Origin of the sequence: Pseudoalteromonas prydzensis (assembly GCF_011050055.1) — a bacterium.
Classification (GTDB): Bacteria; Pseudomonadota; Gammaproteobacteria; order Enterobacterales; family Alteromonadaceae; genus Pseudoalteromonas; species Pseudoalteromonas prydzensis_A.
Map to the genome: position 1 here is coordinate 35,933 of NZ_DRGM01000143.1, position 11,800 is coordinate 47,732.

The following is an 11,800-nucleotide window of genomic DNA, read 5'->3' on the forward strand; positions in this document are numbered from 1 at the left end:
TTCGAACAACTGAAGTAACATATTGTAAAATATGACCAAAATTAAAAACCTAAAATGTAAACCATTGTAAACAAACGTAACCAAAACACCTAAAAAGGGAAAAAATGAATTCCGATGTTATAAATATTTTAACAATGGCAAAAGTAATCCAAACAGCCGTTGCGCCGGTTTTTTTAATCACTGGTATTGCTGCTACGCTAGGGGTTTTATCTAATCGCTTAGCACGTATTACTGACCGAGCACGACAGCTCGAGCGGAAGTTAAAAGTCAGTACCGATGAAGAATTTAATTCATCGCTAACCACAGAGCTACGAGCATTGTTAAAACGCTCTCGCTGTATTCATATTGCCTTTAGCTTAAGTGTATTAAGTGCTGTACTTGTATGTGCAGTGGTTATGCTACTGTTTTTATCCCATATTCAATCTATTAATTTAGGTGTTACTATTGGCAGCTGTTTCGTTGGCGCGATGGCATTACTTATTTGTGCATTTATGTCGCTACTAGGTGAAGTATTCTTAGCAACTCGAAGCATGCGCAGAGGGATGATATTTGCCGATATTGATATCAATGATTAGATTTTAATTATTAAGTTCAATAGCAGTTCAGTTTAACCGCAATAAACTTGAATAATCGAACTTGCTGATATACAACAGCAGCTATTCAAGCAATGAATTACTAATAAGGGGCAAAAGGAATGAAATTAAAGCAATTACTTTTAGGTGCAACACTGAGTGCACTCACATTTGGTGCAACTGCCAATTCAGCATTTGAAAAGCCAAGTGACGCAATTGAATATCGCCAAGCTGCGTTTTCAATGATCCGCGTACAAATCGGTGATATGGGCGATATGCTTAAAGGGAAAGTGCCATTCGATGCTGAGCGCTTTCAACAACGAGCCAATAACGCAGCAGCATTATCAAAAATGCCTTGGGAAGCGTTTGTTGCAGGCTCTGACAAAGGTGATACATCTGCGTTGCCAGCCATTTGGAGTGATAACGAAACTTTCATGAAAAAAGCCGCAGCGTTCCAGCAATACGCTGACGAACTTGCCGTTGCAGCACAAACGGGCGATAAAAAAGTAATCGCTAAAGCGTTTGGCCCATGGGCTAAAGGCTGTAAAGATTGCCACACATCATTTAAAGATTAATCTTTAATGCGATAATCTTAAAACTAAAACGGCGCTAAATTAGCGCCGTTTTGCTCCGTTGAACCGTTTAACTAAACAAGTAAGCCACAGGCTCTGCGCCCCATGTCATCAGTAATGCAGCAAATACAACGACAAAAATAATTATCGCAGCCCACGGTGATTTTGTTAGCTCTTCGTTACTATCATTATTTTTTTCAGCGGCATAACCGGTCATCATCGCTTTGACTAGTTTTTTGCCTTTTAGGCGATAAATAACAATCGCCACTACGTGCAAAATAATCGCGTAAAATAGTAGATCAAAGTTTTTATGATGCAGCCAACCTGCCCATTCGACAACTTGGCTTGATGCATATTGCACCAGCGGACCATCCGTTAAAATATCGTCAGTGGTCATTAAGCCACTGAGTAACTGCACTAATAGTAAAATAAAAAATGCAATCACCATGTAACTACCTGCAGCACCATGGCCCAGCTTGGCATCACCATGTTGCAAAGACTTAAGTACAGCTATCGGTGAGTGAATAAGTGCCGTTAACTTAGCCGTTTTACTCCCTATTACTCCCCAAATAAGACGAGTTAACAACAGCGCTAAGGTGAAAAAGCCAGCCACAAAGTGTAATTCCATCATGCCTTCTTCAGCACTAAAGTAGAGCGTTGCAATAGCAATCACTAATAACCAATGGAAACTGCGGATAAAGCCATCCCATACTTTAATTTTGTGCATGTTTAATCTCTTTTGCGTAAAAGCTTATTATTTCAAACTTTTGTTAATTTAGCATCTTTGCTGTTCAGGGTTAATTGATCTATGGCAGACTAAGGGCATTAATTACCGTAATGAATAATATGAATGACATTTAGCAGCAAACGCGCACCACTCATAAAAGGCTTTTTAGATATGCTACCGCTATGTTTAGCGGTGGTTCCATGGGGGATATTATGTGGCTCTTTAGCAATTCAAAATGGCTTTACTGCAGTTGAAACTCAAGCTATGTCGTTACTGGTATTTGCCGGCTCGGCGCAGCTCGTTGCCATTGAACTAATAGCAGGTAACACACCATTACTGACCATTTTATTTACCACCTTTATTATTAGCTCACGGCACTTTTTGTATGGTTTGGCTGTACGTCACAAAGTGATTGATCAACCCATGCGTTGGCGCTTACCGGTTAGTTTTGTACTGACCGACGAGTTATTTGCATTTTCCCATCATCGCAAAGCGTATCGTACAAAAACACGATTGATCTATGCATTAAGCGCAGGCTTTAGCTTTTACATCGCATGGAATCTATGGACCTTAATTGGCATAGTGGCAGGCAGTTTGCTGCCCGATTTAACTCACCTTGGGCTCGACTTTGCGATTGCCACCACCTTTATTGCCTTGGTGATCCCAGGCATTAAAAACCTTGCCACATTAGCAACAGTGATCACCGCGGGTGTTATGGCAACGCTACTTAAAAGCCAGGGCTTTGAATTATGGTTAGTGGCTGCGGCATTAACAGCAATGAGCGTTGGCTATATTATTAGTCGCATTCAAAGTAAAACGGAGCATAATGTATGATGACCACTATTTTATTAATGGCTTGCATTACCTTTTTTACTCGCTATTTATTTTTACATCGCCAACTGCCGTTTAAAGTCGGCCCGAAAATGCAGCAGTTTTTAAGCTTTAGTGCACCTGCAGTGTTAACAGCAATTTGGGTACCGATTGTATTTGTAACCGATGAGGGAATAAATTTAGATTGGCAAAACCCATACCTTAGCGCCGCTGTGGCAGCCATTATTGTGGCCTATAAAACACACAATATTTACTACACAACCTTGGTTGGTATGGGTTTATTTTTGATCTTAAATTAGCCTCTTTTTGGCTAATTTAAACGCTGGCTAATAAAATAGCGCGGCTTTTATCTAGCGTGACCTGCCCACGTTCGCCAATAGCTGTCATACCGTGGCGTTCAAGCTGCTCAACAATTTTATCAGCAACTTCTTCGCCTAACTCATAATCATTTAAACGCGTTGGCATATTCACACTGTGGAAAAACGCTTCAGTTGCAGTAATTGCCTGCTCAATCGCGGCATCTTCATCACTAATGTCTAATCCTAATACGCGCTCTGCGTACTGTAAGATTTTACCGCGCTTAGTTTCTTTTTGCTCAGCCATCATCCGTGGTAATACAATCGCAAGCGTTTGCGCGTGATCAAGACCATACATAGCGGTCATTTCATGACCTAACATATGCGTTGACCAATCTTGTGGTACACCCGCACCAATTAAGCCATTCAGTGCCATCGTTGCTGACCACATAATGTTTGCACGTACTTGATAGTTATCAGGCTCACTAAACGCTTTAGGACCCTCTTCAATTAAGGTCGTTAAAATACCTTCAGCGAAACGGTCTTGCAGCTTAGCACCTACATCGTAAGTTAAATACTGCTCCATCGTATGTACAAATGCATCGACAATGCCGTTTGCCACTTGGCGCTCAGGCAATGAAAAAGTCACCGCAGGATCAAGTACTGCAAATTTTGGCAGTACAAATGGACTAGCAAATGCAAGCTTTTCGTGCGTTTCAAGATTTGAAATAACACTATTGCCGTTTGACTCAGAGCCCGTAGCTGGTAACGTTAATACCACACCAAGAGCAATAGCCGATTTAATCTCGCCACCTTTTGCTAAAATATCCCATGGCTCACCCTCATAATTTGCCGCCGCAGCGATAAACTTACTGCCATCAGCGACTGAACCACCACCCACTGCAAGAATGTAATCAATGTGCTTTTCTTGCACTAAAGCCACGGCTTTCATACAAGTTTGATAACTTGGGTTAGGCTCAATACCCGCAAACTCAAACCAAGTATGTTCACTTAATGCATCGACAACTTGCTCATAAACGCCATTACTTTTAATGCTGCCGCCGCCATAAGTAACTAATACTTTTGCGTCTGCTGGGATCTCATTTTTAATTAAAGCGATTTGTTGTTCGCCGAAATGAATTTTGGTTGGGTTTGCAAAACTAAAATTTAACATGGTTACTCCATTGCTTGACAGTTTGCTCTCATGAGCCAAATTAGGTGACTTAGTAATTGTATGGGTTTAATGATTTATTAAAAGAGCAAGCTCAGAGAATCACTTTTGCACAGCTGCAACAATAGATGCTATAAACTAGTATTACTTAATATTTTGAGAACAAAGAAATGTGGCAAGGCCTCGATGAATTTTTGCATGTAGTTGAACATGGCAGCTTTACCCAAGCAGCAAAAGCCATGGAAGTATCTACATCCCACATTAGTCGCCAAGTACAACAGCTTGAAAACCGCTTAGGCTCCGTATTATTTCAACGTACCACACGAAAAATAAGCCTCACCGATATTGGCCGCGAATACGCCATAAAGCTCAAAGCAATCAAGCAAGAATTAATCGACGCGAATAACCAACTACAAGGTGAACAACGCAAACCTAAAGGCTTAATTCGAATTTCTGGCGCCGGTGAGTTTGTGGCCTGTCATGTCGCACCTAAGATTGTGGAGTTTGTAAAACGCTACCCTGAGGTTGAAGTAGATATGGACTTTAACAATCGCAATGTCGATTTAGTCGAAGAAGGCTTTGATTTAGCGATTCGCTTTGGCCGTATGCAAGACTCCAACTTAATTGCAAGACCACTTAGCCCTCGCATAATGACGCTCGTTGCCAGCCCAGAATATTTAGCACATCAGTCAATCCCAACTACGCCATACCAATTAACAGAGCATAATTGTTTAATCGCTTTGGGGAAACGCTGGCGTTTTAATTTTAATAATGAAATAAAAGAAGTTAAAGTTGCCGGTAACTGGCGCAGCAATCATCCTCGCGCACTGCTTGCAGCAACATTAGCGGGCTTAGGGATCGCCCATTTAGCCACCGATATTGTTGCTGAGTATATTCAACAGGGGCAGTTAGTTACCTTACTTGATGAATTCCAAGTAACTGACAACGCCTCCTGGCTGATCTATCCACGTAAAGACTTAATGCCGTACCGAGTGCGATTATTAATTGAATATTTACTTGCCAGCTTTAATCCTTAAAGCACTAATAGCTAAAATTTCATCGCTAAGTTGCGCTCTGATTAAGCGAATTGGCGCCTCAGACACTTGCTTCTTGCAAATAAACTCAACGCAGTTAGTGTTGAAAATTGCCGCTGAAGAGTACGTCATTATCTAGCGTTCAACTTAATAAATTAAATGCGCTTAGAATTTAAGCTGTATGTCTGTCGCAACTCAGGATAGAATTTAGCAAACAACAATAATAAGTGATTACCATGAACGACTTTCACCAACTTTCAGCCAGCAACCTTCAAGGTCAGACAATTGATTTTTCAGACTTCGTAGGCAAAGTCGTATTAATTGTCAATACAGCGAGTAAATGTGGTTTCACACCACAGTATGAAGGCTTGCAGCAATTACATGCAAAATACGCCGAGCAAGGATTAGTAATTATTGGTTTTCCGTGTAATCAGTTTGGTAAGCAAGAGCCAGGCAGCGCCAAAGATATCGAGCAAGGGTGCTTAATTAACTACGGCGTAGACTTTGTAATGATGAGCAAAGTGGATGTTAATGGCGAGCACGCCCACCCTGTGTTCAGGCATTTAAAGTCTGCATTACCGGGATTTTTAACCCGCAAAATAAAGTGGAATTTCACCAAGTTTTTAATTGGCCGTGACGGTAAGGCGATCAAACGGTTTGCACCATTTACTAAGCCGCAACAAATCGAAGGCGCTATTATCAAAGCCCTTAAAAGCAACAATATATGAGCTGCTAAAAGCAATAAAGAGGCAATTTGCCTCTTTATCTAAATTATCTCTTAGTCGTTTAAATACTCATCCAAGTCATCATCGCCCAAGTTTTTACGCAAGCGTTTTTGCTCAAGGTAGTCTTCCAACTTTTTCTTTACCTTTTGCTTATTCTTGTCGTGTTGATTACGCCCGACCATTTCGTACTCGTCTTCAACAAAATCGTCATCTAGCGCATCGTAACTAAATGTCTTACCCACAACCCACTCCATAAAGTGTTTGAGACCAATTCAGGATTTTTTATCACTATCATTGGTAAAATTAAAAATGTTCAGCACGATTTCAGATGATGAAAACGCACTAAAATAAAGCCACAACACCACTGTAGAATAGTGTTATGTCGATATTGTGAATAAATAGCGCTAAATTTGAATTCTGGAAAGTGAGAGTTTTTTATCGAAACGATAAACATCTTTTATCCATTGATGCATATTAGTCAAAATGACTAAAAAATAGCTTTTTTATAATCTGAGCATCCTCTTTAAAAACCACAAAAAACTGTTAGCCCTTTGTTTTTAAATGCTAAAAATTATTGGCATCAAACTTGATAAGTATTAAATACGAAAAATACGTACTGGTTACAATCAACAAATTAGCAGGAAATTAAAATGAAAAAATTACTATTAATAAGTTCTTTATTCATTGCCACAGGGGCAATGGCACATAATGATAATGAGACTAATATCTCTTTCAATAGTGAATCATGCGATATTGAATTTAAAAATGATATTCGTATCAAACCAAGCGAATTAGAAATATTTACCGCAGATAATCACACCATGACTTTTGCTGATAATGGTGAATTAATCATCGATGGCCAAACTTTGCCACTAAACAGTCAACAACACCAAGCGATCAGTAATTACTCAGACAGCCTGCGTAGCCAATTACCTGAAGTTGCCAACATTGCCCTTGATGGGGTAAAAATCGCGGGTGTTGCCATTGCAGAAGTCGCCAATGCATTTAATATCGATGGCCTAGACGGCATCAATGCCCTAATGGCAGATATTCAAGTTGAAGTTGAAAACACCTTTTATCAACAAGGCGCTTTTGTAATGGGGCAACAAAGCTTTAACCAATTTGGCGAAAACTTTGAAAGCCAATTTGATCAGCAAATAGAAAGCGCCGTGCAAGCTGCCATGATGCAATCAATGGGCAGCATTTTAATGGCAGTAGGTTCAGAACTAATGGGCTCAGGTGGTGATATGCAAGCCTTTGAACAGCGCATGGAAAATATGGGGACAGAAATCGAAGCCAAAGTTGAGCAACAAGCGAGTCAATTAGAAAAACGCGCTGACGCACTGTGCGGTAACTTTTCAACAATTGCAGAGCAAGAGCAACAATTAGTTAAACTAGTACCAGAGCTGAAAGATTACCAATTATTTAGTTATAAACAAAATAACTAACCAGAACTCTGGTTCTACACGCTAAAAATTTGATATCCCTTTAGCAGCACTCTTTTAAAAGGTGCTGCTTTTTTATTTTTTAGCTAAATGAACGAGCTCACCAAGCGTTTTTATTGCTTGCTCAAGTTTTTCACTCCATGGCAAACCATAACTTAACCTAATACAACTACGGTATTTATTGGTGGCGGAAAAAATATAGCCAGGAGTAATGCTAATGCCATTTTCGAGCGCTAGCTGAAACAGTTTAACACTATCGTACCCGCTCCCTAAATCAATCCAGATCACACAACCACCTTGCGGATCGCTGATCCGCGCAGTACTCGGAAAGGCTTGTTGTAAGCACCAGATCATGCGCTCTTTGTTATTACGTAAACGCTGTTTGAGTAGTTTAAGGTTTCGCTCGTATTCGCCACTTTGTACAAATTCATATAACGTCCACTGATTGATCAACGAAGTAGAACAGCTCAATGCGCGTTTATAGCGCCGTGCTTGGGCTGCAAACTTACCAGCAATCAACCAGCCAACGCGATAACTCGGTGTTGCCGTTTTTGAAAAAGACGCACAGGTAAGCACCAACCCTTTCGTTGAGTAAGCTTGCGCAGGTGTGCCTCGTTGCGCAGTAAAATGTAAGTCGCCGTAAACATCATCTTCAATTAATACCACATTATGAGATTCTAATAATACGACCAGATCTTTACGCTTACTATCAGGCATAAAGCTGCCGACAGGGTTATTAATCGAAGTAGAGAAAACACAAGCCTTAATATCATGATCTTGTAAAGCCTGGCGAAGATCATCAAGCCAGATCCCATCATCAGGGCATAATGGGATCTCAAGTGCTTTCAGCCCTAAACTTTCGATCAATTCAATAATGCCAAAATAACAAGGCGACTCAATGGCAATCACATCGCCCGCTTTTGCCACACATTTAAGGGCAATAGCCAACGCTTCTTGTGCGCCGTTAGTGATCACCAGCTCTTGCGGATCGACACCAATACCAAAATCTAAATAGCGATGGATCAACTGCTTTTTCAACGGGGCAAAGCCATCCATTGCACCATAATTTATTGCGCGGCTGCCTGCTATAGACATAACTCGGCGCATTGTACGGCTCAGCATTTTATCGGTTGGCGCTGCCGCCACTGGATTAGCAATACCAAATGGCACCACACCCGCTTGGTGAATAGCATCATAAACTTGCTCTATCAACACCTGCATATTTACCGCAACCGGCTCACGACTGAGCTTTACTCGCCTAGGTCGTGCTAATTGCGTAGTCGATGACTTTAGAAAATAGCCTGACTTTTCTCGTGCTTCAACCAACCCTTGTGCTTCAAGTGATTGATAAGCCAATTTCACCGTCGGAATACTGACTTTAAGTTTATCGGCCATTTTGCGCAGCGAAGGTAACTTTTCACCAGGGAGTAAAGTTCCTTGCTCTGATAATTCACGGATCAGCTGCATAACTTGCAAGTATAAAAAATCGTGATTACTTTTACTTACTACTAACGACATTCGATGCCTCTCAAAATAGTTTTATCAACCGTCAAAATCTGTACAGGTTGCATTTCTAATTTTCTGTATATGTTAAGTATACAGAAGCAGATTAAAATAAACACTTAATCGACACACTAGGATCGGCCATGAAAAGCATCGCGCTTTATACTTTAACTGTTTTGATTTGGGGTTCTACGTGGCTCGCAATCGAATTTCAACTAGGCGACATTGCCGTTGAAGTATCACTATTTTATCGCTTTAGTTTAGCGGCCATATTAATGTGGATCTGGGTAACTGTTAAAAAGTTACCAATGCAGTATAGCCGTCGCGATCATGGTTTTTTCGTATTACTGGCGCTGTGTAACTTTGGCCTAAATTACTTAGTACTGTATTGGGCGCAAAATTATTTAACGTCTGCCATGGCGTCAATCGCATTTTCAATGTTGCTGCTGATGAATATAGTAAATACCCGCTTATTCTTTGCTAAACCAATAGCAAAACGAATTTATAGCGGTGCATTAATTGGCGTCGTGGGTATCGTAAGTTTATTCTGGCCACAATTACAGCAGTTCGACTTGAGTAATGGGGCGTTGGTCGGTTTACTACTTGCCTTAGTCGGTACCTTTGTGGCTTCATTGGGTAATATGGTCAGTGTCCGTAACTCCCAACAACAAATTGGTGTTATGCAAGGCAATGCATGGGGCATGCTATACAGCGCGGTTGGGTTGTTATTTTATGTATTAATTACTGATGCTAGCTTGAGCTTATCTGCGCCTGCTAGTTACTGGTATTCATTAGTTTATTTATCGGTGTTTGGTACGGTGATCGCATTTGCTTGTTACTTTGCCCTATTGAAAAATATCGGCCCAGAACGTGCCAGCTATGTGATTGTGTTATTTCCATTGGTTGCAGTGACTTTAAGTACATTATTTGAAGGTTTTAGTTGGCAAGCCAATACATTTATCGGCTTTAGTTTAGTACTGCTTGGTAATGCCATTGTACTAACACCCACAAAAAGAATTAAAGCGTTTATCGAGTCACATAAGGCATCACTTGCCAGTAAACGCTCCATCCCCAGTTAGAATGCGTATACACGCAACTAACGCCAAAAGCGCCTACCTGTTAGGCGCTTTTTTATTGCGAACTTATTACTTAAATTTAGCACTGCGGTATGCAAAAACGCAGCGCTTGCGAATGAATAGTCACGGTGGCAGGCGTCATCCCAACCAGCTCACCATCAGCCTCTATCAGTAAATTAGGGGTATCAATATGCGCAATGGTTAAACGCTGATAACTAAGCCCTGTCATATCGTGGTGGTTACGCAGCAATAAGCGTATAAAACTATATAAGTTACCTACTAAACCACCCGCAGCCATACTGTAGCACTCTAAATAACCATTATGTAATTGGGCTTTGGGCGCTATCTTCAAACCACCACCAAAATAATGATGATTAGCAAATACAGTAAGCAAATTATGATACCCAACTTGCTGCCCAGCAAAACGTCCCTCTAGCCAAGTAGCCTGATAAGCCAATAAATGCTTAAAGCCTGCAAAACTATAACCTAACGCGGATAACACTGGCTTGGCTTGTAATGCCTGTACCACATGCGCATCAAAACCAACTCCCGCAATATTAATAAAGTAACGGCTATTTATTTGCCCAATATCAATTTTTACTTGGTGATCACTAAAAATAGCATTACGCCAGGCTGAGTTGCTACAACCAAAGCCACGGGCAAAATCATTGCCTGTTCCCTGTGGCAATAATGCCAATGAGCAATTTAATGCCATCAATGCGTTAACAGCCAAATGCAAACTGCCATCCCCACCGAGCACAACAACACGCATTTGTGACTGAGCCAAACGAGTTATTTTTTGGCAATCATTGGTAAAATGGCCTGTTGTGTAAAAAATAGTGTAACTAATTTCGCGTTTTTGACACTGTTGTAACAACCAAGCACAATTTTTTTTATGTTTTTTTTGCGTACTTGGTTTAATAATTATTAGCATCTAGATACCTGCCTATTTAAAAACATGACAATAGACGTTTTCAAAAAATAAACTCATCTGAATAATTAGTCACTTTATTTATTACCTAATGCATAAAAATATAAGCGATAGTACAATATTGTATTTGAACAAGGCGGTTAGCCCATTTAAAATTTCATAACCATGCATAACAACCAGCACCCCCTATCTGAATCATTCCTTAACAAACATCATTCGGATTAGTTATTTTTATCCGACCACCCTAATTTTTATCGTTTTATTTTTGTGCAATTTAAAGTCAAAATAGCCGTGTTGTCAAAACAGACATAACCCGGAGCAAAGTAATGAACCCAGTTAATACTTTAAACGAAAGTGCAGCTACCCATGTTGCCGTAAAACCGACCAACCGCAAAGCAAAAATGCTTGCCAGACTTAACCGTTTCGGCAAAAAGCTAGCTCTTGGCGGCGCAGTTCAATACAAGTAATCACCCAACCATGATTGCTTTAGCGGTGCAGCAAACACCCAACCACTAAATGAAACCACTTATTTAGCTCCCTCGTTTGCTGCAACCCCTTCTTTAAACTCCCTAAAAACCCTTTTTTTATAAAAAAAACCACTTTTTAGAACAAAAAAACAGCAAACGATCTTTTTCCTATTTACACACCCCAATCACCTGCGTATTATTCCCTCCCAACGGAGAGATGGCAGAGTGGTCGAATGCACCGGTCTTGAAAACCGGCAGGGGTTTATAGCCCCTCTAGGGTTCAAATCCCTATCTCTCCACCATTATTACGTTTTGGTGGTTCACTCGATTATCAAAATGACAGTTTATGCGCCGGAGAGGTGGCCGAGTGGCCGAAGGCGCTCCCCTGCTAAGGGAGTATAGGGTTTGTAGCTCTATCGAGGGTTCGAATCCCTCCTTCTCCGCCATTTA

The 11,800-nt window shown here is 40.7% G+C and carries 14 protein-coding genes and 2 tRNA genes; 11 read left to right on the forward strand and 5 right to left on the reverse strand.

Annotation, left to right across the window (positions count from 1 at the left end; translation table 11 throughout):
• Window positions 1-104 precede the first annotated feature (104 nt).
• Both ENH88_RS13685 and ENH88_RS13690 read left to right on the forward strand, forming a co-directional pair.
• Window positions 105-575: a DUF2721 domain-containing protein gene (locus ENH88_RS13685; RefSeq protein ID WP_192540820.1), complete on the forward strand. Its 471-nt coding sequence runs from the start codon at window positions 105-107 to the stop codon at window positions 573-575.
• 119 nt (window positions 576-694) lie between these two features.
• Window positions 695-1,147: a c-type cytochrome gene (locus tag ENH88_RS13690; protein WP_304182899.1), complete on the forward strand. Its 453-nt coding sequence runs from the start codon at window positions 695-697 to the stop codon at window positions 1,145-1,147.
• A gap of 67 nt (window positions 1,148-1,214) precedes the next feature.
• Here the strand turns inward: ENH88_RS13690 and ENH88_RS13695 are convergent, their stop codons facing one another.
• A complete protein-coding gene (locus ENH88_RS13695) occupies window positions 1,215-1,871 on the reverse strand; it encodes a cytochrome b/b6 domain-containing protein (RefSeq protein ID WP_304182900.1) in 657 nt (218 codons plus the stop codon).
• A gap of 123 nt (window positions 1,872-1,994) precedes the next feature.
• Between ENH88_RS13695 and ENH88_RS13700 the strand changes: the two genes are divergently transcribed.
• Both ENH88_RS13700 and ENH88_RS13705 read left to right on the forward strand, forming a co-directional pair.
• A complete protein-coding gene (locus ENH88_RS13700) occupies window positions 1,995-2,705 on the forward strand; it encodes an AzlC family ABC transporter permease (RefSeq protein ID WP_304182902.1) in 711 nt (236 codons plus the stop codon).
• Entirely contained in the window at window positions 2,702-3,001 is a 300-nt protein-coding gene (locus ENH88_RS13705) for an AzlD domain-containing protein (RefSeq protein WP_304182904.1), read from the forward strand. The genes ENH88_RS13700 and ENH88_RS13705 overlap by 4 nt, the downstream gene beginning before the upstream one ends.
• A gap of 16 nt (window positions 3,002-3,017) precedes the next feature.
• On the opposite strand, the gene ENH88_RS13710 is transcribed toward ENH88_RS13705, so the two are convergent.
• On the reverse strand, window positions 3,018-4,172 hold the full coding sequence (locus ENH88_RS13710; protein ID WP_304182906.1) for an iron-containing alcohol dehydrogenase: 1,155 nt from the start codon (window positions 4,170-4,172) through the stop codon (window positions 3,018-3,020).
• Window positions 4,173-4,339: 167 nt separating this feature from the next.
• On the opposite strand from ENH88_RS13710, the gene ENH88_RS13715 reads away from it, so the two are divergent.
• Window positions 4,340-5,206, forward strand: a complete 867-nt coding sequence (locus ENH88_RS13715; protein ID WP_304182907.1) for a LysR family transcriptional regulator — start codon at window positions 4,340-4,342, stop codon at window positions 5,204-5,206.
• A gap of 233 nt (window positions 5,207-5,439) precedes the next feature.
• Window positions 5,440-5,931: a glutathione peroxidase gene (locus ENH88_RS13720; protein ID WP_304182909.1), complete on the forward strand. Its 492-nt coding sequence runs from the start codon at window positions 5,440-5,442 to the stop codon at window positions 5,929-5,931.
• A gap of 50 nt (window positions 5,932-5,981) precedes the next feature.
• On the opposite strand, the gene ENH88_RS13725 is transcribed toward ENH88_RS13720, so the two are convergent.
• On the reverse strand, window positions 5,982-6,170 hold the full coding sequence (locus ENH88_RS13725; protein ID WP_145240019.1) for a PA3496 family putative envelope integrity protein: 189 nt from the start codon (window positions 6,168-6,170) through the stop codon (window positions 5,982-5,984).
• Window positions 6,171-6,578: 408 nt separating this feature from the next.
• On the opposite strand from ENH88_RS13725, the gene ENH88_RS13730 reads away from it, so the two are divergent.
• On the forward strand, window positions 6,579-7,376 hold the full coding sequence (locus tag ENH88_RS13730; protein ID WP_304182910.1) for a YggN family protein: 798 nt from the start codon (window positions 6,579-6,581) through the stop codon (window positions 7,374-7,376).
• A gap of 72 nt (window positions 7,377-7,448) precedes the next feature.
• Here ENH88_RS13730 and ENH88_RS13735 read toward each other — a convergent pair whose 3' ends face one another.
• Complete coding sequence (locus tag ENH88_RS13735; RefSeq protein WP_304182912.1) at window positions 7,449-8,891, reverse strand: PLP-dependent aminotransferase family protein; 1,443 nt, start codon at window positions 8,889-8,891, stop codon at window positions 7,449-7,451.
• Window positions 8,892-9,019: 128 nt separating this feature from the next.
• On the opposite strand from ENH88_RS13735, the gene ENH88_RS13740 reads away from it, so the two are divergent.
• Entirely contained in the window at window positions 9,020-9,955 is a 936-nt protein-coding gene (locus ENH88_RS13740; protein WP_304182914.1) for a DMT family transporter, read from the forward strand.
• Between the two features lie 76 nt (window positions 9,956-10,031).
• On the opposite strand, the gene ENH88_RS13745 is transcribed toward ENH88_RS13740, so the two are convergent.
• Window positions 10,032-10,886, reverse strand: a complete 855-nt coding sequence (locus ENH88_RS13745; protein WP_304182915.1) for a diacylglycerol/lipid kinase family protein — start codon at window positions 10,884-10,886, stop codon at window positions 10,032-10,034.
• Window positions 10,887-11,209: 323 nt separating this feature from the next.
• Between ENH88_RS13745 and ENH88_RS13750 the strand changes: the two genes are divergently transcribed.
• The 3 genes from ENH88_RS13750 to ENH88_RS13760 all read left to right on the forward strand — a co-directional run bounded on the left by ENH88_RS13750 (window position 11,210) and on the right by ENH88_RS13760 (window position 11,796).
• Complete coding sequence (locus ENH88_RS13750) at window positions 11,210-11,350, forward strand: hypothetical protein (protein ID WP_167542975.1); 141 nt, start codon at window positions 11,210-11,212, stop codon at window positions 11,348-11,350.
• Window positions 11,351-11,561: 211 nt separating this feature from the next.
• A tRNA-Ser gene (locus ENH88_RS13755) sits at window positions 11,562-11,652 on the forward strand.
• Window positions 11,653-11,703: 51 nt separating this feature from the next.
• Window positions 11,704-11,796, forward strand: a tRNA-Ser gene (locus tag ENH88_RS13760).
• Window positions 11,797-11,800 lie beyond the last annotated feature (4 nt).

Coding starts and splice junctions, on each gene's coding strand:
- ENH88_RS13685 (WP_192540820.1), top strand. CDS start 105: ATGAATTCCGATGTTATAAATATTTTAACAATGGCAAAAGTAATCCAA.
- ENH88_RS13690 (WP_304182899.1), top strand. CDS start 695: ATGAAATTAAAGCAATTACTTTTAGGTGCAACACTGAGTGCACTCACA.
- ENH88_RS13695 (WP_304182900.1), bottom strand. CDS start 1,871: ATGCACAAAATTAAAGTATGGGATGGCTTTATCCGCAGTTTCCATTGG.
- ENH88_RS13700 (WP_304182902.1), top strand. CDS start 1,995: ATGACATTTAGCAGCAAACGCGCACCACTCATAAAAGGCTTTTTAGAT.
- ENH88_RS13705 (WP_304182904.1), top strand. CDS start 2,702: ATGATGACCACTATTTTATTAATGGCTTGCATTACCTTTTTTACTCGC.
- ENH88_RS13710 (WP_304182906.1), bottom strand. CDS start 4,172: ATGTTAAATTTTAGTTTTGCAAACCCAACCAAAATTCATTTCGGCGAA.
- ENH88_RS13715 (WP_304182907.1), top strand. CDS start 4,340: ATGTGGCAAGGCCTCGATGAATTTTTGCATGTAGTTGAACATGGCAGC.
- ENH88_RS13720 (WP_304182909.1), top strand. CDS start 5,440: ATGAACGACTTTCACCAACTTTCAGCCAGCAACCTTCAAGGTCAGACA.
- ENH88_RS13730 (WP_304182910.1), top strand. CDS start 6,579: ATGAAAAAATTACTATTAATAAGTTCTTTATTCATTGCCACAGGGGCA.
- ENH88_RS13735 (WP_304182912.1), bottom strand. CDS start 8,891: ATGTCGTTAGTAGTAAGTAAAAGTAATCACGATTTTTTATACTTGCAA.
- ENH88_RS13740 (WP_304182914.1), top strand. CDS start 9,020: ATGAAAAGCATCGCGCTTTATACTTTAACTGTTTTGATTTGGGGTTCT.
- ENH88_RS13745 (WP_304182915.1), bottom strand. CDS start 10,886: ATGCTAATAATTATTAAACCAAGTACGCAAAAAAAACATAAAAAAAAT.
- ENH88_RS13750 (WP_167542975.1), top strand. CDS start 11,210: ATGAACCCAGTTAATACTTTAAACGAAAGTGCAGCTACCCATGTTGCC.